General features: G+C 36.0%; 17 protein-coding genes and 2 pseudogenes. 6 read left to right on the top strand and 13 right to left on the bottom strand.

The features are described 5' to 3' along the window. Position 1 precedes the first annotated feature (1 nt). The 3 genes from EJF25_RS01155 to EJF25_RS01145 form a co-directional block, all read right to left on the bottom strand. The gene (locus tag EJF25_RS01155) at positions 2-3,004 is read right to left on the bottom strand and encodes a serine hydrolase domain-containing protein (protein WP_125039683.1); all 3,003 of its coding nucleotides are present in this window, start codon (positions 3,002-3,004) and stop codon (positions 2-4) included. Further along, entirely contained in the window at positions 3,001-3,780 is a 780-nt protein-coding gene (locus tag EJF25_RS01150; protein WP_370685683.1) for a bifunctional metallophosphatase/5'-nucleotidase, read from the bottom strand. Before EJF25_RS01150 ends, EJF25_RS01155 begins: the two co-directional genes overlap by 4 nt. Before the next feature lie 91 nt (positions 3,781-3,871). After that, positions 3,872-4,678 carry a 5'-nucleotidase C-terminal domain-containing protein gene (locus EJF25_RS01145; protein ID WP_125039681.1) on the bottom strand — a complete coding sequence of 269 codons (807 nt, stop codon included), beginning with the start codon at positions 4,676-4,678 and terminating at the stop codon, positions 3,872-3,874. Positions 4,679-4,899: 221 nt separating this feature from the next. Here EJF25_RS01145 and rplS point away from each other — a divergent pair, with 221 nt between their 5' ends. Further along, the gene (gene rplS, locus EJF25_RS01140; RefSeq protein WP_077153080.1) at positions 4,900-5,250 is read left to right on the top strand and encodes a 50S ribosomal protein L19; all 351 of its coding nucleotides are present in this window, start codon (positions 4,900-4,902) and stop codon (positions 5,248-5,250) included. A gap of 158 nt (positions 5,251-5,408) precedes the next feature. Here the strand turns inward: rplS and EJF25_RS01135 are convergent, their stop codons facing one another. Next, a complete protein-coding gene (locus EJF25_RS01135; RefSeq protein WP_025076135.1) occupies positions 5,409-6,389 on the bottom strand; it encodes an ROK family protein in 981 nt (326 codons plus the stop codon). Positions 6,390-6,964: 575 nt separating this feature from the next. Between EJF25_RS01135 and EJF25_RS01130 the strand changes: the two genes are divergently transcribed. The 3 genes from EJF25_RS01130 to EJF25_RS01120 all read left to right on the top strand — a co-directional run bounded on the left by EJF25_RS01130 (position 6,965) and on the right by EJF25_RS01120 (position 11,887). Beyond that, positions 6,965-8,788: a sensor histidine kinase gene (locus tag EJF25_RS01130; RefSeq protein WP_160119355.1), complete on the top strand. Its 1,824-nt coding sequence runs from the start codon at positions 6,965-6,967 to the stop codon at positions 8,786-8,788. Positions 8,789-8,838: 50 nt separating this feature from the next. Further along, positions 8,839-9,867 (top strand): peptide-methionine (R)-S-oxide reductase MsrB, encoded by a 1,029-nt coding sequence (msrB, locus tag EJF25_RS01125; protein ID WP_125039679.1) that lies wholly within the window; start codon positions 8,839-8,841, stop codon positions 9,865-9,867. A 73-nt stretch (positions 9,868-9,940) separates the two neighbouring features. Further along, positions 9,941-11,887, top strand: a complete 1,947-nt coding sequence (locus tag EJF25_RS01120; RefSeq protein ID WP_125039678.1) for a biosynthetic peptidoglycan transglycosylase — start codon at positions 9,941-9,943, stop codon at positions 11,885-11,887. Between the two features lie 20 nt (positions 11,888-11,907). On the opposite strand, the gene EJF25_RS01115 is transcribed toward EJF25_RS01120, so the two are convergent. From EJF25_RS01115 to EJF25_RS01100, 4 genes are all read right to left on the bottom strand, one after another. Next, complete coding sequence (locus EJF25_RS01115) at positions 11,908-13,032, bottom strand: hypothetical protein (RefSeq protein WP_125039677.1); 1,125 nt, start codon at positions 13,030-13,032, stop codon at positions 11,908-11,910. 38 nt (positions 13,033-13,070) lie between these two features. Beyond that, positions 13,071-13,391 carry an outer membrane protein assembly factor BamE domain-containing protein gene (gene bamE, locus EJF25_RS01110; RefSeq protein WP_125039676.1) on the bottom strand — a complete coding sequence of 107 codons (321 nt, stop codon included), beginning with the start codon at positions 13,389-13,391 and terminating at the stop codon, positions 13,071-13,073. 30 nt (positions 13,392-13,421) lie between these two features. After that, complete coding sequence (locus tag EJF25_RS01105) at positions 13,422-14,090, bottom strand: proline and serine-rich protein 1 family protein (protein ID WP_125039675.1); 669 nt, start codon at positions 14,088-14,090, stop codon at positions 13,422-13,424. 105 nt (positions 14,091-14,195) lie between these two features. Next, positions 14,196-15,044, bottom strand: coding sequence for a CvfB family protein (locus tag EJF25_RS01100; protein ID WP_125039674.1), 849 nt, complete (start codon positions 15,042-15,044; stop codon positions 14,196-14,198). A 176-nt stretch (positions 15,045-15,220) separates the two neighbouring features. Here EJF25_RS01100 and EJF25_RS01095 point away from each other — a divergent pair, with 176 nt between their 5' ends. Then, positions 15,221-16,222 carry a malate dehydrogenase gene (locus EJF25_RS01095; RefSeq protein ID WP_125039673.1) on the top strand — a complete coding sequence of 334 codons (1,002 nt, stop codon included), beginning with the start codon at positions 15,221-15,223 and terminating at the stop codon, positions 16,220-16,222. 789 nt (positions 16,223-17,011) lie between these two features. On the opposite strand, the gene EJF25_RS01090 is transcribed toward EJF25_RS01095, so the two are convergent. Both EJF25_RS01090 and EJF25_RS25300 read right to left on the bottom strand, forming a co-directional pair. Further along, complete coding sequence (locus EJF25_RS01090) at positions 17,012-17,380, bottom strand: hypothetical protein (RefSeq protein WP_125039672.1); 369 nt, start codon at positions 17,378-17,380, stop codon at positions 17,012-17,014. A 655-nt stretch (positions 17,381-18,035) separates the two neighbouring features. Next, positions 18,036-19,066, bottom strand: a pseudogene (locus tag EJF25_RS25300) (RHS repeat domain-containing protein); the annotation flags it as partial. A gap of 62 nt (positions 19,067-19,128) precedes the next feature. Here EJF25_RS25300 and nadA point away from each other — a divergent pair. Beyond that, positions 19,129-19,722: pseudogene (gene nadA, locus EJF25_RS26445) on the top strand (quinolinate synthase NadA); the annotation flags it as partial. 302 nt (positions 19,723-20,024) lie between these two features. Here nadA and EJF25_RS01080 read toward each other — a convergent pair. The 3 genes from EJF25_RS01080 to EJF25_RS01070 all read right to left on the bottom strand — a co-directional run bounded on the left by EJF25_RS01080 (position 20,025) and on the right by EJF25_RS01070 (position 21,537). Further along, positions 20,025-20,483 (bottom strand): hypothetical protein, encoded by a 459-nt coding sequence (locus tag EJF25_RS01080; RefSeq protein WP_125039671.1) that lies wholly within the window; start codon positions 20,481-20,483, stop codon positions 20,025-20,027. Positions 20,484-20,487: 4 nt separating this feature from the next. Further along, positions 20,488-20,772, bottom strand: a complete 285-nt coding sequence (locus EJF25_RS01075; protein ID WP_125039670.1) for a hypothetical protein — start codon at positions 20,770-20,772, stop codon at positions 20,488-20,490. Positions 20,773-21,210: 438 nt separating this feature from the next. Further along, positions 21,211-21,537: a DUF1493 family protein gene (locus tag EJF25_RS01070; protein ID WP_125039669.1), complete on the bottom strand. Its 327-nt coding sequence runs from the start codon at positions 21,535-21,537 to the stop codon at positions 21,211-21,213. Positions 21,538-21,777 lie beyond the last annotated feature (240 nt).

Genomic DNA, 21,777 nt, shown 5'->3' with positions numbered 1-21,777 from the left:
ATTATTGCTTCATCGCCTCATAAATTACATCTTGTATGTCTTCACGGATATTCATTTTACTCAATTTTCCGTTCGTTACTTTCGGATAGATACGATTACTCAAAAAAACATAAACCAATCTATTATCAGGATCTACCCAAGCACAGGTTCCGGTGAATCCGGTATGTCCGTATACTTTTGCCGTAGCATGAGTGCCACATGGACTCAACCTCGGATTCTTTGTATCCGGTTTATCAAAACCTAATCCACGACGGCTGATTTTGGACACTTCTGTAGTAAACAACTGACATGTCTCTTTGCTCAAATAGCGTTTGCCATTCAATTCACCCCCGTTCAGTAACATCTGATAAACCTGAGCAACTTCCCGCGCTGTAGAGAACAATCCGGCATTCCCGGAAACTCCTCCTTGAAATGCAGCAGTTTCGTCATGTACAAATCCTTGAAGTGTTGTCTTACGCAAAAAGTTATCGATGGAAGAAGGGACTACAACTGATTTCGGTAAACGGCGTAAAGGCAAATAGCCTGTATGTCCTAATCCCATCGGTTGGTAGAACTCACGTTGAAGATAAGTATCCATTGGTACACCTGCCAATTGCTCTACTAACAAACGCAACAGGACAAAACCGACATCACTATATGTGTAAGTTTTCGATTTCATCGGAGCCTCTACGATTTTCTTTTCCATCTCTTTCAAAAAGGTAGGATTCAACCATAAGCTATCAGAGATTTGCAAGTTATATCCTTTTTTTTCAATAGGAGAGACATATTCTTTTTTAAACTCAAATTGGGGATTTGCCCAAGTGGAAGTACCTAATTGCACTGAATGATGTGCATCTTTTCGTGCAGTAAACAATCGTCCTTCATAACTATCTTTATCTATTGCCTCCTGATAGAGAGCTATACCTGATGGCAATCCTGACTGATGATAAAGCAGTTCTTGAATTGTTATATCTTTCTTATTCGTCCGTTGAAGGAAAGGTAAATAATCCGAAATCTTATCTGTCAGGTTAAAGCGTCCTTTATCGTAAAGTTTCATCAAAGCAAGCAATGTACCTGTTGTTTTGGAAAGTGAGGCCAAATCATAAACATCGGTAGGTTGTACCCGGTTACTTCCCTCTCCAGAATGAGTACCAAATGTCTTATCTACCATCAAATGACCGTCTTTCATCACTACTATCTGGCAACCGGGATAGGCTCCTTGACGAATACCATCCAAAGCAATAGAGTCTATTCGTTGCAAGATGGTGGAAGAAAGACCGTATTCTTCCGGAATGAAATGTAATGGAGTCTGCGGAGTAATGGTCACCCCTGCACCGGCACTAAATATCCCCCCCAAAGTAGCAGACAATCTTCCATCAGCTGTCGCTTTAGCAAATAAAACATCGGCAACCTGTTTTTGCACATCATCATCATAACTATGAGCTAACACAACAGACGAAGCAGCTGTTACTGCCCGTTGAATCTGTAACATCATTTTTCCCGGAGTAAAAAACAGATAAATAACCGGAGTCTGAGGAGCAAATCTAGCAAAAAATGGCTGATAGCGTGCAAGACGCTGTTCACTGATTGCAACAATAATTCGTTTATAAGTTGCCAGAGAGTCTTTTAATTGCTGGGCTTGTATTTCCGTAAGATTCGGTTGTAGACGGAAACGGGATATAGATACATAATTCGACAGTTGCTGGACTAATGGATTCATTTCTCCTACATCACCAACTTCAAGTAGTGCCACTGACTGGCTTGTATCTGCATATAATGGAAGAACTTGATTTTTATTATTCAGAACGGTTATTGCTGCCAAATTTAATCGGCGAATCAAATCACGTGTCTGTGGAGTATTGATTCGTTGTCCTAAACCAGAAAGTTGTATATATGGCTTCTTCTTTAATCCTAATATATATTTGTAAGTCAGAACCTTGCGGCATTTATTTTCAATATCTCCTTTACTGATCTCACCTTTTTCCACAGCTTCAATCACCGCAGGTATCTCTTCTTTAAGATTGCGGGGAGACAATACAATATCATTACCCGCCTTTAATGCCTGTAGACAAATACTTTGATTGCCAGACACTCCTTTCATTGCAAGTGCATCGGTAAAAATTAAGCCTTTAAAAGCTAATTCATCTGTGAGTAAATCGTACACTACGTTGCGGGAAAGAGAAGAAGCAACTCCTCTAACCGGTTCGATAACAGGCACTTGAAGATGTCCAACCATTATTCCACTCACACCTGCACGAATCGCTTCTTTAAAAGGATAAAGTTCCACACTGTCCAAACGCTCGCGAGTAAAAGGTAAAACAGGTAATGCCTTATGCGAATCTACATCTGTATCTCCATGACCGGGAAAATGCTTGCATACAGAGAGTACTCCTCCTCCTTCCAAACCGGAAGCATAAGCAATCACTTTATCACTTACCTGTATCGGATTTTCACCAAAAGAGCGGGTGTTAATCACCGGATTATTAGGATTGATATTTACATCAGCGACAGGAGCAAAATTAACTTGTATTCCCAACAACTTGCATTGTCGGGCCATTTCCCGACCATATTCATAAATCAAACGATTATCTTGTATACATCCTAACACCATGTTTTTGGGAAATACCGGAGTTCCACGCAAACGCATTGCCAATCCCCATTCTCCGTCAAAGGTAAGCATTAAGGGCACTTTTGCCATACGCTGAGCAAGATTAGTCAGCTCTACCTGATTCTGCATTTTTCCTCCGGAAAACAACAAGCCACCAACCTTATATGTATCGACTGCATCTTTCAGCAATATCTGATTACGTTTGGTATCAACAGGAGCAATGGTATAAATAAATAATTGACCAACCTTTTCTTTGAGAGTAAGCTTATTCATAACAGAATCTACCCATTGACGGCATTGTTTGTCCTGATTGGCTTTATAAAGTAATAAGGGTTCTACAGCTGTACCAGTAGCCACTCCCTGAGCTTTGAGAGGAAGGATTAAAAATACAGCTATCACAAATATCAATATTCTCATTTTTTATTTAAGGTCAAATCCAAGCGTCCAACATAAATTCCATTCTTACCAGTGTGCATAATAGGGACATTTTTGCCGTCCATATTCAAATAGTTCTTTGGAGCTTTCAGAAAAGTATGTGAGTGTCCTCCTAAGATTACATCAATATTACGGGTATTTGCGACTAATCTCTCATCCATCTGGATTCCTAAATGTGACAGACAAACAATAATATCACATCCTTCTTCTTTCAATAGTTCTGCTATTTCGTTTGAAACGCCTATGGGATCTTTATAGATTACTCCTTCGCATTTATTAGCCTGTATCAATCCCTCAGGCTGGGCTCCTAACCCAAAGACACCAATCTTTAAACCATAACGTTCTAAGACTACGTACGGTTTCACTATATCTTTAAGTACAGTAGCATCCAAGTCATAATTGGCACACACTATCGGAAACTTAGCCAACTTGAAAATGCGTGCCATATTATCCAAACCAAAATCAAATTCGTGATTACCGATTGTCATCGCATCATAACCCATTTCATTCATCAGATTGATTTCTACTTCTCCTCTAAAGATATTATAGTAAGGAGTACCTTGAGAAATGTCACCGCAATCAAACAATAATACATGGGGATTATCTTTACGGAATTGAGAAAGAAATGTGGCTCGGCGAACGAATCCTCCTTTATCATAATTTTGATCTCCTTTTTGTGTAATTGGTTCTATCCGACTATGTACATCACTGGTTTGTAAAATGGTTAGCGTCTCAGTTTCTTGTCCCCATATCAACATAGGAAACAATAAAAAAAAGAATATAATATAATTACGAATAGTCATAATAATGTGTAGATTAAACATTTAGCATTTAGTTCTTTTTCTCCCCTTATAGTTGAACTGTATCAGGAACAATGGTGATACGTCCGTCTAATTTAGAAGTTATTTTCTTGCCCATAGAGGTTTGTTGTTTAACATACTCCAGGAAAAGTCCACGCAATGTCACACCATCTGGACATACGCGTTTGTCTGCTTGCAGAAATGGGGTAAGCCCGTCATTTCCGTCAGCCAAATAATCGATAGTAGCTACCGTGTAATTCTTATCCTCTTCAATCGGTTTACCTTGTACTGTAGCGCTTAACAGTTTTCCGTCTTTTGTCATCTCAATGCGGGCTCCGCTTAGTCCTTCGCCATACAGAGAAGCGATAACAGACAGCAGATTTTTGATTTCTGCCCCTTTCATTGTTAATATACAAAGAGAATTCTCAAAAGGAAGTATCTCATACACAGCATCTACTGTTATATTACCATCGGGAAGTATATTCCTCAATCCCCCCATATTCATCACGCCAATGTCAGCAGGTTGTTTCAACACACGTTCAGCAGAAAGTCTCAACACTTCTGCTACTAAATTAGAAAGCATACTTTCAGGACGTTCTTTATCCATCTTCATCTCACTAACACCAATCACTTCGTACATCATCTTATCAACCTTTTCTTTATATGGTTTAAGAATAGCTTCTGCCTGTACATCCGGATTAGCATTCCACGTGGAATCCATACAAATTCTGGTACCTTCTATTTTTATTATTTCGTAGTTAGCTTGACCTGCTTCACGAGCAGAGTGACAAGAGGTAAACAAAAACAAACCGGAGAGAACAACTCCTGAAATAAACTTAATATGACTTTGTTTCATTTTACTAATTTTGTTGATGCTACAAACTTACACAAAAAACTTCATTTATAAGCACACTCAACGAAAATAACCTCCTCTTTAATATAGAGGAAATACACAAAAACATTTGGCTATCTGACAAATAATTAGTTACTTTGCACCGCTTTCGCGCAATCGCTGTCAAGATAAGAGTTACTTGGTATGTTGCGTTGTAACGATAAAACAATTTAATAATAACAACAATGGATTTAATTAAAATTGCAGAAGAAGCATTCGCTACAGGTAAACAGCACCCGAGCTTCAAAGCAGGTGACACTGTAACAGTAGCATATCGTATCATTGAAGGTAACAAAGAACGTGTACAGTTGTATCGTGGTGTTGTTATCAAAATCGCCGGTCATGGAGACAAGAAACGTTTTACTGTACGTAAAATGTCAGGAACTGTTGGCGTAGAAAGAATTTTCCCAATCGAATCACCGGCTATTGATAGCATTGAAGTGAACAAGGTAGGTAAAGTTCGCCGCGCTAAATTGTACTACCTGCGTGCTCTTACTGGTAAGAAAGCTAGAATCAAAGAAAAAAGAGTTAATTAATCAATCTCTTAGATTCGAAATAAAAAAGAGGAAATGCCACATTGGTAATTTCCTCTTTTTTATTTTAGTTATCTTCAACTAAAATAATAACAATAAAAAATCCCCGGAAATAAACAATTATTCCCGAGGATTCTATTACCTTTATTATAATATTGATATTATTCTTTCAAGTCTTTCAACTCCCAAGCTAACGCACTGGCACCCAATACAGCAGCATCAGAATCTTTCAATTCAGAAACAAGTAATTTTGCTTTTCCTCTATAGATATTCAGAATATTTTCATCGATTGATTTCTGAATCGGCTTCATGATATAATCACCCGATTTAGCTAAACCACCGAACAATACAATTGCTTCCGGACTAGAGAATGCAATAGCATCTGCCAAAGCTTCACCTAGAATATTACCTGTAAAATCAAAAATTTCCTGAGCCAATGCATCACCTTTCACCGCTGCATCATATACATCTTTAGATGTGATATTTTCAGCAGGAATATTACGAAGCAAACTTGCATCAGTACGAGCAGCTAATAATTCGCGGGCAGTACGTGCTACGCCAGTAGCAGAACAGTAAGTTTCAAGACATCCTTTGCGACCGCAACCGCAAACACGACCACCACGACGAGCAATCACATGTCCCAATTCACCAGCAAAACCATCGTGACCATATACCATCTGACCATTGATTACAATACCACTACCTACACCAGTACCCAGTGTAATCATGATAAAGTCTTTCATACCACGAGCAGCACCATAAGTCATTTCACCAATAGCAGCTGCATTCGCATCATTCGTCAAGGCAGTAGGAATACCTAATCTTTCTTCAAACATGGCAGCCAACGGAAGAATTCCTTTCCAAGGCAGGTTCGGAGCAAATTCGATAGTTCCTGTATAATAGTTACCATTCGGAGCACCAATTCCGATACCTCTAATCTTATCTACACCACCATTAGCTATAATCAAAGGAAGTAAGTTTTTGCATACTTCATCAGCATATTCTTCCACTGTCGGATGACCCGCTGTTTTGATTGAGCTACTAGCAATAATAGTTCCGCGTGCGTCTACAATTCCAAAGACGGTGTTCGTTCCGCCTATGTCAATACCTACTACGTAGGGCTTTTCCATGTTTGAATTCATGATACTTTTATTTAAAAGGGTTAGTTAATCACTAAATTTGTTGCACACAAATTACGCAAAGAAGATTGAGTCTACAAAATGTTTTCTAAAAAAAGTTCAACTCATATGCAACTTTTCGTAACTCATAGGTCTTGAATGGTGATAAAAGCCTTTCTTTCCCACTCTTTCTTTCCAGTAATTTGGTTTTCGAGAAAAATAATATATCATTAAAGTTTCTTATTGTTTTTGCTATCCAGAACAAAATTTAAATAATTAATATTATATTTCGAAAATTTTTATAATAGATACCTAATAACATTCAAAACGACTCCTTATGGAAGCAATAAAGATAGAGAAATTATTAGTTTCAATAACATTTGTGCCAATTATATTCCATCAATGGGATATCCCCGACCCATTACATATAGCACTTCTCACGTAATAGTTTCCTAATCGTAGAATATCCCTATATGTTCCATGTATACAATAAAAAATTAATGAACTCAATGTCTCAAATAGCTTCACGTTCATTGTGCATAGTTCTTTTCTTTTTCTGTATGACGCCCCCCAATTACGCTGTCAATAAAGAAAAAGATATGAAGCATATTTTATTAATCAGTTCTTACTTCCCTGATAAGGAAAACAGTAAAATCATTATCAACTCCTTCTCATACAAATTAAGTAGAGAGTTCAACTGCCGAATTACTATTGAATATATGGATAGTGAAGCTTCTATCAATTTCAAAGAATGGGAAAATTGGATGAAAGAACTATTTGAGGCTTACAAAACTGCACCTGATATAGTAGTTATCATCGGAGGAGAAGCTTGGACAACTTACACAACTTCTTGTCCCCATACATGGAAAAATATTCCGATAGTATTAGGAAGCGTCAAAAGCGGTTATATTGATTATAATCGACTCGTTCCACAAGATATTAATGATATACAAGATATTTGCAAAACAACAGAATCTTTCGAAGATTTTCATGTCACCGGATATTATACCAAAGATTACTTCAAGGAGAACTTACAACTAATTCGACAACTTCAACCGAATGCCAGCAAGATTGCCTACATATACGATAATCGGTATAATTTCCAGTTTCTAACACCGCATCTTCAAAAGTTAGCCAAAGAAGTTGGTTTTGAAGAATTACATCCTTATTATGGAAGCGAACTGAATACAATGCAACTTGTAGACTCTCTTGTATCCCAGGATAATACTTATGCTTTTCTCTCCTCAGGCTGGTATACAGATGCTCAAAACTATTCTCATGCCTATTCTATGCTCCACAACGAATTGGTACTGCAACATTCGAAATTCTTTTATTTAATTATGGATCAGGGAAAAACAAACCCGAATTATTTAGGTGGATATTATGTGGCAGCAGAAGATTTAGGAAATGATCTTGCCGGATTGACCTATGAGGTACTTTCAAAAGGCATAGACAACAGTCGAAAATTTCAGATCACTCCTTCTAGACCTCAATATTATATTAATTATAAAATACTTCAGAAAAACAACATTGATCAATCGCGATTGCCGGTCCATACTGTTTTATATAATAGAGAACCATCATTTCTGAAAACTTATTTCTGGTATTTTTTTGCTGGAGCATTAATAATATCAGGTATTATTATCATTTTGGTTCTACGGATGCTATATTACAAACGGATTACGACTGTAAAAGCCCACATGATGGAAGAGCAAAAGATATTACGAGAGAAAGCTGACGAATCCAACCGTCTGAAAAGTGCATTCCTTGCCAATATAAGCCATGAGATTCGTACCCCACTTAATGCAATTGTAGGTTTTTCAAGCCAACTAGCTTATGCCGATGATAAGGAGGAAGCACATGCATACATGAAAATTATAGAAACCAATAATGCTCTGTTACTACAACTTATAAGTGATATTCTCGATTTATCCAAAATTGAATCCGGGCAGTTAGATTTTCATTATTCTGAGACTGATATAGTACAGGTATGCCGGAATCTAAAACAAGAATACCAGCCTAAAATAAAAGAAGGGATATCATTACAATGTGAATTACCTGATAAAGAGTGTATCATTTATACTGAACGGCACAGGCTAGCGCAAGCAATATCAAACTTCCTGAGTAATGCTGCAAAGTTCACTGAAAAAGGTCATATATGCTTCGGATATGAACATATAACAGCCGGACTACGTTTTTTTGTAAAAGATACAGGAAAGGGAATTGCTGACGAAGACTTACCCAAAGTATTTGCGCGCTTTGAGAAAATAGATAATTTTACTCCGGGTAATGGATTAGGGATGTCAATATGCAAAGGTATTATAGAAAAGATGAATGGTGAAATTGGTGTAAAATCCGAGTTAGGTAAAGGAAGCACATTCTGGTTTACATTACCTTGCAAAATTATTTCTGTAGAAAAATAACATAAACATATCCGTCGGTTCATCCGTTATTAGAAAAAGAACCAACGAATATGAGACATTTTATCATCTTAGTGATTCTGATAATTAGTAATGTATTTTTAGGAATTGCAGGACCAATGAAAAAGCAAGCAGAAATCTATTTTGCAGGAGGTTGTTTTTGGGGAACAGAACACTTTCTGAAACAAATCAGAGGGGTAGAAACTACTCAAGTAGGATATGCCAACAGTACTATCTCCAATCCTAGTTATGAACAAGTTTGTTCTGGAAAAACAAATGCAGCGGAGACAGTCAAAGTCGTTTACGACTGTGAAGTAGTAAATTTAAACTTGCTACTTGACTTATATTTTCAAACTATAGACCCTACGAGCCTCAACCGTCAGGGAAATGATCGTGGGACACAATACCGTACAGGTATCTATTATACCAATAAAGCGGATATTCCTATTATCAATCAAGCCATAAAAACATTATCTGCCCAATATCAAAGGCCAGTGATGATCGAAGTAAAACCGTTAGAGAACTTTTATCTGGCAGAAACTTACCACCAAGATTATCTTGATAAGAATCCAAATGGATATTGTCACATCAATCCAGCTTTATTTGATATGGCACGTAAAGCCAATGCTCCTCAAACAAAAGTTTACCAAAAGCTAGATGCTGCCACCCTTCGTAAGAAATTATCAGCAGAACAATATGCTGTTACCCAAAAGAATGCTACTGAACCAGCTTTTCATAATGAATATTGGAACGAACACCGTCCAGGTATTTATGTAGATATAACTACAGGTGAACCATTATTTGTTTCTTCCGATAAATTTGATTCCGGTTGTGGTTGGCCTAGCTTTTCTAAACCTATCCAGAAAAATCTAATTAATGAAAAATTAGATACCACGCATGGGATGGTACGAACAGAAGTACGTAGCAAAACGGGCGATGCTCACTTAGGACACGTATTTACAGACGGTCCGAAAGAAAAAGGTGGGCTTCGTTATTGTATCAACAGTGCCTCATTACGATTTATCCCAAAAGATAAAATGCAGGAAGAAGGTTACGGAGATTATTTATCGCTTGTCAAATAAAAAAGAACGGTTCATATACTGATCAACAGATTATTGTCTACCTTTGCACCTGATTTATTATCAAAGGCAAACGATGAAAAAGTACAGTAAAAAAAAGATTCTCCTACTTTCTGTTGGTGGGGGAATGCTTATCTGCCTCATCAGTATTTATTTATATCGTAACACTCTTTTACAGAGTATTGTCAGTAAACGCACTGCCCGAATCGAGCAAGTGTATGGACTTAAAATTCATTATGAGAAAATGGAGATGAAAGAACTGAACAAAATCATTCTCCAACAATTATCAATTGTACCAAACAAACGAGATACTCTTCTGACATTAAAATCTGCAATTATCAAACTTAGCTTTTGGAAGCTACTCACCCGCGAGATAGAAATACGTCATGTAACAGTGAACGATCTGTCACTTGCCTTTATCAAACAGGATTCGATAGCTAATTATGACTTCCTTTTTAAAAAAGGCACAAAGCAATTTCCTCAAGCAGCAGTAAATGAAGCTAACTATTCAGAAAGAATCAATAAACTTCTAAACCTCTGCTTTGGTTTTTTACCCGAAAACGGAAAGCTAAACCATATTTGTATTACAGAACAAAAGAATAAAAATTTCGTTTCCATTACTCTACCTTCATTCATCATAAAAGAGAATCATTTTCAATCGGATATCAATATACAAGAAGATACTCTATCGCAGCATTGGACAGCAAATGGAGAAATTAAACAACATGATAACACCTTAAAAATCAATCTTTACTCATCAGACTCAAAAAAGATCTCTTTACCCTATATTACCCGACAATTTGGAGCAAAAATTACATTTGACACTTTATCATACAGCCTGAGGAAAGATATTCTTGGCAGAAATCAAATGCGCCTCAACGGACAGGCTCAAGTAAATGGGCTGGATGTTTACCATAAAACTCTTTCCCCGGAAGTCATTCACCTAGACCAAGGAAAATTGGATTATCAAATAAACATTGGTAAGAATACTTTGGAACTCGATAGTACCACTACTGTTATATTTAATAAACTTCAGTTTCATCCGTATTTACGTGCTGAAAAACAAAAAGAATACTGGCATTTCATAGCGTCGGTTAATAAAACCTGGTTCCCGGCAAATAATTTATTCAGTTCTTTGCCAAAAGGTTTATTCAATAATTTGGAAGGTATAAAAACTAGTGGAGAATTAGCCTACCATTTTCTATTTGATGTTGATTTTGCTCAGATAGATAGTCTAAAATTAGAATCGGAATTGAAAGAAAAAAAATTTCGAATTATCGAATACGGAACTACCCCTCTTTCTAAAATGTCCGGTGAATTCAGTTATACAGCTTATGAAAATGGAGTTCCTGTACGTACTTTCCCAATCGGTACTTCCTGGGAGCACTTCACCCCGTTAGATAGTATCTCTCCCATATTACAAATGTCCGTACTGCAAAGCGAGGACGGTGCATTCTTTTATCATCGAGGATTTCTACCAGATGCACTGCGCGAGGCACTCATTTATGATCTACAAGTAAAACGTTTTGCCCGTGGTGGAAGTACCATTACCATGCAATTAGTAAAAAATGTATTCTTAAATCGTAACAAAAATTTTGCACGTAAACTAGAAGAGGCATTAATCGTATGGTTGATAGAGACAGAAAGACTTACATCTAAGGAAAGGATGTACGAGGTTTATCTGAATATTGCAGAATGGGGACCACAGATATATGGTATCCAAGAAGCCTCCTCCTTCTACTTTAACAAACGTCCTTCCCAACTGACTATAGAAGAAAGTATTTTTCTAGCTTCTATAATCCCGAAGCCTAAACATTTCCGCAGTTCATTCGCCAACAACGGACAGTTAAAAGAAAGTATGGAAGGATATTATAAACTTATTGCCGAACGCCTTACTAAGAAAGGATTAATAAGTGAAATCGAGGCGGATAATATCCGCCCCGAAATCCAAGTAACGGGCGAAGCCCGGAACAGTCTAGCCGGCAACGAGCCGGAGTCTAGTTCTCCTTCCGCTGAGGAGTAAATATATTAATAAAGGGTAGGTTATCTTCTTGTGTTATTTCCCCTCTCCGAAGAACGAGAAGAACTACGATTACTATTGCTTCTTGTACTTTGAGTAGACGAACGTCTCTCGGTTGAACCTCTTGAAACATTTTCCCTACTGGTACTACGACTACTGCTACTTCCACGATTATTTTCCCGATTCGTTGTCGTAGTAGGTCGCCCTTTATTATTTTCACTCCTGTTTGGAAGTACATCTTTACGAGATGATTCTCCTCTGGACGGAGTTGAAGGTCTGCTAGAGGTAGAAGGACGTTCAGACGATGAGGGCCTATTAGACGTTGAAGGTCTACCAGAGGTAGAAGGACGTTCAGACGATGAGGGCCTATTAGACGTTGAAGGTCTACCAGAAGTAGAAGGACGTTCAGACGATGAGGGTCTATTAGACGTTGAAGGTCTACTCGGTGCAGAAGGTCTATGCCCCGATTCGGGACGCTGATGATTCGATCCTCCTGGACGTTCAGAAGCTCCCGGACGAGTTGGCACATTATGAGGACGAACAGAAGTATTAGGACGGAAATGCACCGAACCAAAATCCGACCGACGATATGAATGGAATACTCTTTGGTCTCTCACTCTATGTGGTGTCGGATAATGTACAAAGTCATTATATCTACCCCTATAATAACTTACGTGATGGAGATGTGGACGAAAATGAGCTCCACAATAAGTCCGGTAATGATAGGGCACACCAAAATAAAACAATCCTCGATTCGGATAGTTAATATAAATCCTAAAATTCCATCTTCCCCCGGTAACATAAATCGGACGATAAAAATAATCGGCTCCCATAAATCGACGATATTGCAAATCATTCAATACCCAACGAAGATCATCATTACGGATATCCAGAGCTTCATAATAGTCGTTTACTGCCCATTCATCTCCACGTACTACATAATCCATTATATTACGGACAGAATATATAAAATCATAATTGATCTCATAGATATCATTGTATTGCTGAGTATTCAAGTTCAATTCATATGCCATCTTATCAGTAAGGAAACGTGTCTCCTTACGCACTTTGCTAGTGCTCATAGAAGCCATCATAGTCATACTGGCACTCAGACCAATAGCAAAGAGTAAAAATAATATTCGCTTCATGATTCAACCTCCTCTTATTTATTATTTAAAACTCATTTTTATATAGCAGGCGGCAGAGGCAATGTAGACCTACCATAGCCACTAAAAGTATCCATACTTACCACTTCACCATCCATAAATTGAATAATAATCGTCATAGGTGTCGGAGTTAGTGGCGTTCCTTTATCACGACGAAATTCCCACTCTTCCAGATCGCCTTCAAACCGTCGATAATCAGGTTTCCCCAAAAGCTGTCGTACCTCTTGTTGCGTCATGCCTTTCTGTACTTCCATCACTTTTTTACCGGAAACATAATAAGATGCACAACTACTACTCAAAATAAGTACCAAGAATAACAAAACAGCATGTATATTTCTCATAATCATATCTTTTTAATGAATATTAATAGCTTATCGACAAATACTATAGTTTTTTACGAATTCATTCATCTCGTCCTTATTTGACGAAAAGGTTAATACATCAATGACAGTAAAGAAAGCTTCTCTATCCACAATCCGAGGATACATCAACTTCATTATTTCCATCTTGTCATCATCAAAACTATAAAGTTTTACCAATCTAAGACACTGTCCACAGGTAAAATCTGTATTTACTAATGCCGCCTCTAACATTTTAAGACGGTCTGATGAGAAAGGCTCATTTTTCATCTTATTAAAAAAAGTATCAAAGAGCTGTGAACTCATCACTCTATCATATTGACCATATTCAGGACAATGAGCTCCTTGATCTGGTCTATCAGGACGATGACCTCCCATTCCTCTTACCTGAATATATTTGACACCATTACCATTAAAATAAATACGTTCGGTATACAATCTCTCTCCTTTCCAAACACGTTCTCCGGGGCGAGTACGTCGAGTTGCATATACTTCTACAGTATAATAATCTGGTCTCAAATTAGCAATGAAACAACTTGTTGAAGGAAGACACATCTGATTACCGCCTATATAGACAAGAATCGGAATATTTCCACCATCAATACTGATCCCACTTATCATCTGTGCCTTTAATGAAAGAGTGGTAAACAGAATACAGAAACATATAATAATTTTACGCATAACTTAGCTAGTTTTTATAATTAGCATCCTTTTGATTTATCACAAAAATAGGGTGAGGAAACTCCCCACCCTAATGATTCTCTCTATTCATCAATAGGGATTTCCCTATTTCACTTCGGAATTTGCGAGTATAAGCCCATCTTCTTTCAAGATAATCAGATGCTTTTTATACAAATCTCCTACACCTTTCTTAAAAGTTTTCTTGCTCACACCAAAAACAGCATAGATTTCATCAGCCGGACTTTTATCATTCAAACTAATTCTACCACCCTGTTCTTCAATATATTCCAGTAACACTTTCGAAAAGTCTCCCACTCTATCGAAGCCTGTTTTCTGAAGCATTAAATCAATCTTTCCGTCTTCGCGCACTTGTTTCACAAATGCTTTCATTTTCATTCCTGTCTCCAACGTACTGAATATCTCATTATCATATAGCAGTCCACTATACTTATTATCTATAATCGCTTTAAAGCCCAAATCCGTTTTCTGCCAGATCAAAATATCCACCTTATCTCCCGACAAATATTCAGCTTTATCTTTCGACAAATAGCGTTCCACTTTGGCAGAAGCTACAATCCGATAACTTTCTTCATCAATATATGCATATACAACATATTTCTTTCCCACTTGCATTTTCATCTTCTGTTCACGGAAAGGTACAAACAGGTCTTTCATTAATCCCCAATTAAGAAATGCTCCAAACTGATTTACCCACGCCACTTCCAGACAGGCAAACTGTCCAACCTGTACCAACGGAGTCAATGTTGTAGCAATCAACCTCTCCTCAATATCCAAGTAAAGAAATACATTCAATATATCTCCTACTTTACAATCTTCCGGCACATATCGGCTAGGTAATAAGATCTCGCCTTCTTCCCCTCCATCCAGATACATTCCGAAATCTACTTGCTTGACAACTTCAAGCTGATTGAATTTTCCTAATTCGATGCTCATACTCTATCTATTGTTTATACGATATACAAAGATAAACTATTTTAAGTAGATTCTCCCTACAGATATAACTTTTCGTTATCTGCCAACACTTTTTTCAATGAACAATCAGAGAATAAATGCGTTATCTTTGTAACCGTTAAAGATAAAGATTACTCACCTTTAAAAGATATAAAATTATGAACTTTCTAACCAACGAGAAACTTACGATCGTAGGAGCTGCCGGAATGATCGGCTCTAATATGGCGCAAACTGCCATGATGATGAAACTCACTCCGAACATTTGTCTATACGATCCTTTTGCTCCCGCTCTGGAAGGGGTGGCAGAAGAATTATACCATTGCGGTTTCGAAGGTGTAAAGCTGACATTTACTTCCGATATCAAAGAAGCATTGACTGGGGCCTCTTACATTGTTTCGTCCGGTGGTGCTGCTCGCAAAGCAGGTATGACTCGTGAAGACTTATTGAAAGGAAATGCAGAGATCGCAGCTCAATTCGGTAAAGATGTCCGTCAATACTGTCCAAACGTAAAACACATCGTTGTGATTTTCAATCCCGCAGATATAACTGGCCTGATCACATTACTTTATTCCGGGTTGAAGCCTTCACAAGTTTCTACTTTAGCTGCATTGGACAGTACTCGTCTACAAAACGAATTGGTTAAATATTTCCATATCCCTGCTTCCGATATCCAAAACTGCCGTACTTATGGTGGACATGGAGAACAGATGGCTGTATTCGCCTCAACAACCAAAGTTAATGGAGAACCTTTAACCGATTTTATCGGCACTACGCGCCTTCCATTAGCCGAATGGGAAGCTTTGAAAGCTCGTGTTATACAAGGAGGAAAACATATTATTGATTTACGTGGACGTTCTTCTTTCCAAAGTCCGGCATACCTTTCTATCGAAATGATTGCTGCTGCTATGGGGGGACAACCTTTCCGTTGGCCTGCAGGAACATACGTGTCTAATGGCAAGTTTGACCATATCATGATGGCAATGGAGACTTCAATCACCAAAGATGGTATTAGTTATAAGGAAGTAGCAGGTACTCCTGCTGAACAAGAAGAATTGGAAAAGAGCTATGAACATTTATGCAAATTACGTGATGAAGTGATAGAGATGGGCATCATTCCTGCTATTAAAGACTGGCATACATTAAATCCGAATATCAACTAAATCTAATTTTCTAATCTCCAAAAATCTTATAAAAAAATAGGAACATAGCGATAAAATCATCAAATTTACAGTAGCAAATTATAACATCTAACGACTATCACTATATTACTAATAGTCAATGATATATTTTCCTATTCACATCGCTTTCCTTTAGATTTGTATCATCTTACTATTGAGATAAAACAACTACTTTTATAGTAAATAAAAGTAAACATGAGCATATGGTGAACTATATCAAACTCTGAGTTGCATGTACTCATAACGTGAATTAGTTCACACTCTCATTTCTGTTGAACAGATCCAATTAGAATTTTAAGCTAACGACTTATTAAAGGATATAGCTTGTTCAACTCCTTGGTTAACTCTTAAAAGATGAACAAAGATATGGAAAAGAAATGTTTTGTAGGCATCGATGTATCTAAAAAGACAACTGTAAACATATAAAAGTAGCACAACAATAAATTGATATTACAATTATTAATAATGCGAATCAGTATTTGATTCCAAGAATTTGTTTCCAGATATCGTCTTTATTCATCTTTTAGCAATTTTTTTTTCAATTATTATAAATATCTGATTTATAATAACTCATTTACTTTTATTTATTTTCCCAATCACATATGGTGTATATTTTGAAGATCGGTTCCATTGTTTCATCTTTCCTGAGATTGGAAAGTTCCTTATCCCGTTTAAAAATATTAAAAATAGCAGTATCTCCTTGTTGGTAATAACAGTCCAAATCTATTATTGGATCAGCAGAACCCCGTTTGGAATGACCGATACTATGTGTTAAACTATCTTTGATAACCCATTCCTTAAAAAAATTATCATGTTTGAAAAAGTATTATCCGGAATAATATCGACTATAATACGTTTGGTGTCTTCAGTAACGGTGATAACTATACCTATAGCATTTCGTCCTAAGCTGTAATATTTTTCTACCCATATCTTTTGAATAGGAAATTTATAACCAGACATGAGAGTGTCTATTTTAAAAATTCTGCATTCTCCGACATAAGCATCTACTCGCTTTGATTTCTCAATGCTTTCGGATGCCCAATAAAGATTTTTCGGAGGTATTATGAATAATTTTCCCAATAAAAGTATTAATAGCACAATTAAAAAAACTCGAAGATAAAATGATAGTATTATTTTCATAATAATATATATTAAAAATTTATGCAGAGGGTATTTGTTTCCTCTGCAAATAAATTATGTTTTATGGTAATTACCATTTAAAAATGATATTTGGATTGCTTGTCAGCCACTTTCCCAGTAGATTGATAAAGTTATTCCATGAATTACTTTTATTATATTGTCTGTTGGCATTTTCTGTTTTCCAGATTATAAAATCGGCATTCATTTTAAGAAGTTTATCGTATCTTTGATTAGGTCGGGGATCTCCTCTTAAAATCATAGAGTGACCAGATAGATTATGCGTTTCCATGTAATAGTTTTCATCCGCATAAAATCCTGCAGTTCTTAAAGCACTTCCCACAGCATCCATACAATTATGATTTGTGACATCATACCATGAATACATTTCTTTCCACATAGTTACAAATGCTGCATCATCCTGCTCATTTGTAGATGTAAATCTGGCTCGGGTTTGATAACCATGAAATTTCGCCGCATACTCTGAATTGTCAAATTGTTGGATATTATTAAATTTCTTATTTCCAACTTCAGGTATGTCAGATACAATCAATCTTTGTCCTCCGTCTTTCGATAAATAAAACCAGCCATCAGTTTCATTTCCAATAAGAACAGCGGTATGTCCGAATCCTCCGGCACCTTTTCGGTCATGTAATACAATTATATCTTTACCGTCAGGATCAATTATATTGACTGAATTATTTTTGCAATGCAGATATAAGCTTTCTGAATAATATTTTTCACACATCGGGTCCACCATGTGCCATCTTCCTATGGCTGCGTCATACTGCCTTGCTCCGTAATCATACCAATCCAGACCGTTGGTTCTGTCCAGCTCCTTACCATTATATTTATAAGGCGAATATTCGTATAATTGGTGAAGCCTCCTCCAAAGGGATAAAAATGATTCACTTCTTCCACTTTTCCATCCTTATCCATTACCACTCGGTTGTTCCCCTGATGATCTTGAATAAAGTAATGGGGTTTGGAGTCATTAACTGTAAAATATCCATCTTCCATGAGTACCTTGGCCAGTACCCCATTTTCATAGATCGCATTGTTACAGTAATCCGTAGTTGAAGTATTGTTTCCTGTTGTGTGCGTTGTTCGAAGTTTGCTTCCGTCCGCTGCATACAGATAGGAAATACTGTTTCCAGTTTCAAACTGTATCTTATCAGGCAAATCTAACCAATTATATTGAATTTGAGTAATTTTTTATTGAAATCTTTAGTCAGATTACCATTTTCATCATAGGTGTATTCTGTTTCAGCATTTGCACCGTCTTTGAATTCAACCCCGTTTCCATACACAGGATTTGTAGCGTTGTCTTTAACCGCTTTGAGCTGATTTCCATTATAAGATAGAGTAAGGTTATCTATCAAACTGTATCCAGTTTCTGAAATTTGTCCGTAACGTGATAATCCAAGAATATTTCCCTGTTTATCGTAGCCTGTTACCTGCTCGCTGAATCGATTTGTATTCAGTGAAAGATTATCTCCTTCTCCGTAAGCAGCATTTTTTATTCTTGCCAATCTGTCATAGGTGAATTTATATCCTCTAACAGTTGTTTCACTTCCTGCCTCCATGTCATGATGCTTATATTTCCATTATAACATCATCCGTATAATAGAGATTCTGTGAGAAATAGGGACTTTGTATGGCTATCATCCATCTTCTTATGTTGTATGACAGATTTTCTTTAGCACGTTCTCCATATTTTTTGGTAATCATTTCATAACTGATCTTGTCCACCTAGATATACTGTTATTTCATATGTCAATATACGATAGCTACTATAAAAACACTGACAGATGTTTCGTCAATGTAATGCAGATTGTTGAAAGCTTCCTAAAAGATGAGAAAATATCTTTGGACCTGATGGTAATATAGGTAATTATATCAACTCAATTACGAACTATAATATGTTACTTTGGGATGCTTCTTGTCATGTGCAAGCACAGAAAGATTGAAAAAAGAACATCCTGATGCAGTAATATTGGTCTCATCCTGAATGTAAAATACAGCGTTGAAATTGGTCGATATGGTAGGTTCTACAACTACGTTGTTGAAGTATGTGTAAGTTATCCTGCAAAGAAGTATGTAGCTAACGAATTAGGTATTCTAGATGAGATGCAGAAGAGGTGACAATAAATTATGTTTACATCCTTTCCTCTGAATGATAGTACATGTGCATGTAAATAGTATAAAATATAATTAAATATATTAGAGAAGTCCTATGAGTGTTTAAGGAATAAGTCTACTGAAATTATAATTGATCCGGAGGTATAAAAAATATAAAATCTATTCAACAGATGTTGGAGATTTTGGCAAAATTAGGGTTCTAATTTCCGTCATATTTTCATGTATCTTGTCATTACAAGAACTGTTGCATTACGTCATCTTTTTCACTTAACTTTTCTCGTATAGGTTACTAGAAAAATTATGAGTAAAAAAGATGACGATAGACATTCTTTTTGAGGTATCATTAGAATAAAGGATGATAGAGAAAATCTTATGATATCTCAATTAAATTGTAAAAAAGATTTATATCAGAATAAAAAACAGATTATTTATAAATTAATAAAATAGAAGTTTCTTACTCATCTTTTTATAAATGACAGTAATTTTTTCCGACTTTTAAGATAATCTAATAAAAATAAAGCAAGTTTTTTTTCTCATTTTCAAGCTTTTTTTCTTTTAAAAGAACTTCCAGTTTTGTAATGTTTTTATTTAGAGTTCTTGTTTTAAAAGGAGCACGCAAATCCATAATAATAGAGACTGAATCCATATATACTTCATCTCCTATTTCACAATTTAATAACAAATGTATAAAAAAATCTAAATACTCACTGTTTTTGTCTGTAGGTTCAATACATTCATTCAAAGAGAAAATCAGATTTCCTTTTTGATTCTCCCATTGTTTATCGTGTAATAGTTCGAAAAATAGATTCTCTACATCAGTAGTCTTGTAATAGTCAGTCAATAAAATTCTTGAATAATATTTCAGACTAGAATTACTAGAATACTTAACTTGATTTATTAGTTCTGAGATTTCTTTTTTTATTATCTGATCTTTAAATAAATAATCTTTTTTGTACTCATCCATATTATTATTTTACTTTAGGTTGTCCCATTTTTATCCATTCTTGATAGAAATCATTTAGTTCATCTGTCGTTGCATCTAAATCACCATCCTTTTTATAGTACTTATGAAACCATCGCTTAAATTCTTTAGGAAATTGTTTCATATTAGAATCTCTTACATATTGTTTCCCACCTCGAAATCCTTTACCGGGGAGTGGTGGAAAACCTATTTTAGGAGCTATTCCGGTAATTCTTCCTTGTAAGTTTACATTCCAAGTAAAAGTACCATCAAAATATTTAGTTCCTTCCAAAAAATGATTCGCTTTTAATATAAAACCATCTAAAGGTTCATAAACGAATGCTCCTTTATATCCTATACCTGAAAATGTAACAGGTTTTATATTAGCTTCAAAACTGACTCCTATTATATTGATTTCTCCATTTATAATTTCTGTATAGCTGCTATAGAATTTCTTCTTTTCATCATTATAAACTAAATCAGCTAAAAAATCCGCATCTGTAGCATGATTCCAACTACTAAAATCAAATTGTTTGTTTCTGTTAGTCAGTGCATTGATAAAGGTAAAATAGTATGATCTCAGTCATTTGTACTCTAATATTTTTTTCATTGGGATCAATCCTATATATGGGTTCATTATTACTGTATGAAATACCCTGATATAAGTTTGTGTATCAAACAACTCATATCAGGGTAAAACAAATTTATGTATAAATTTAATGAAATAATATTAAATCAACTTTCCTTCTTTCACCCCTCGTTCTAAATCTCCAAGTGTTATCTTCTTCTTTATTTTTTTCTTCCGTTTTAGGAGTAAGTCTAATATCATTGGAAGTATCCAATCTCCTTCAGAATCAAAGTATTCTTCAAAATCAAACTCGGAGATATTAATATTAAACTTTTTGCCAAATAAACAGATAAATTCGTAAGCATCATCTCCTTTAAGCTTTAAATCTTTTACGAGATCCGTTTCGTGAGTAAATTCACCATTCCATCGTTCTTCTTCAACAAATAGAATAATTTGTTTCCAGATATCATCTTTATTCATTGTTTTCATTCAAACCATTTATAATCATTATTTCCATACCAAGTACTTGGTCCATATTTTTCTCCTAGACTAAACGAAGTAGTAGTGATAGTTATTCCCACACCTAAATAAGGCACAAATCGACCAATAGCTCGACCAATAGTATTGGTTCCAACTTTTTTTGCAATTTGTGTTCCAACTTTCTTTCCAAACACATTTGTAAAACGTTGTGGTAACGCCTTTGATAATGTATAGGAAGCTATTGAAGAA

The organism is Bacteroides faecalis (assembly GCF_003865075.1).
GTDB classification, from domain to species: Bacteria; Bacteroidota; Bacteroidia; order Bacteroidales; family Bacteroidaceae; genus Bacteroides; species Bacteroides faecalis.
This window is presented reverse-complemented; position numbering and strand designations above follow the sequence as displayed.

Coding starts and splice junctions, on each gene's coding strand:
- EJF25_RS01155 (WP_125039683.1), bottom strand. CDS start 3,004: ATGAGAATATTGATATTTGTGATAGCTGTATTTTTAATCCTTCCTCTC.
- EJF25_RS01150 (WP_370685683.1), bottom strand. CDS start 3,780: ATGTTGATATGGGGACAAGAAACTGAGACGCTAACCATTTTACAAACC.
- EJF25_RS01145 (WP_125039681.1), bottom strand. CDS start 4,678: ATGAAACAAAGTCATATTAAGTTTATTTCAGGAGTTGTTCTCTCCGGT.
- rplS (WP_077153080.1), top strand. CDS start 4,900: ATGGATTTAATTAAAATTGCAGAAGAAGCATTCGCTACAGGTAAACAG.
- EJF25_RS01135 (WP_025076135.1), bottom strand. CDS start 6,389: ATGAATTCAAACATGGAAAAGCCCTACGTAGTAGGTATTGACATAGGC.
- EJF25_RS01130 (WP_160119355.1), top strand. CDS start 6,965: ATGAAGCATATTTTATTAATCAGTTCTTACTTCCCTGATAAGGAAAAC.
- msrB (WP_125039679.1), top strand. CDS start 8,839: ATGAGACATTTTATCATCTTAGTGATTCTGATAATTAGTAATGTATTT.
- EJF25_RS01120 (WP_125039678.1), top strand. CDS start 9,941: ATGAAAAAGTACAGTAAAAAAAAGATTCTCCTACTTTCTGTTGGTGGG.
- EJF25_RS01115 (WP_125039677.1), bottom strand. CDS start 13,032: ATGAAGCGAATATTATTTTTACTCTTTGCTATTGGTCTGAGTGCCAGT.
- bamE (WP_125039676.1), bottom strand. CDS start 13,391: ATGAGAAATATACATGCTGTTTTGTTATTCTTGGTACTTATTTTGAGT.
- EJF25_RS01105 (WP_125039675.1), bottom strand. CDS start 14,090: ATGCGTAAAATTATTATATGTTTCTGTATTCTGTTTACCACTCTTTCA.
- EJF25_RS01100 (WP_125039674.1), bottom strand. CDS start 15,044: ATGAGCATCGAATTAGGAAAATTCAATCAGCTTGAAGTTGTCAAGCAA.
- EJF25_RS01095 (WP_125039673.1), top strand. CDS start 15,221: ATGAACTTTCTAACCAACGAGAAACTTACGATCGTAGGAGCTGCCGGA.
- EJF25_RS01090 (WP_125039672.1), bottom strand. CDS start 17,380: ATGAAAATAATACTATCATTTTATCTTCGAGTTTTTTTAATTGTGCTA.
- EJF25_RS01080 (WP_125039671.1), bottom strand. CDS start 20,483: ATGGATGAGTACAAAAAAGATTATTTATTTAAAGATCAGATAATAAAA.
- EJF25_RS01070 (WP_125039669.1), bottom strand. CDS start 21,537: ATGAAAACAATGAATAAAGATGATATCTGGAAACAAATTATTCTATTT.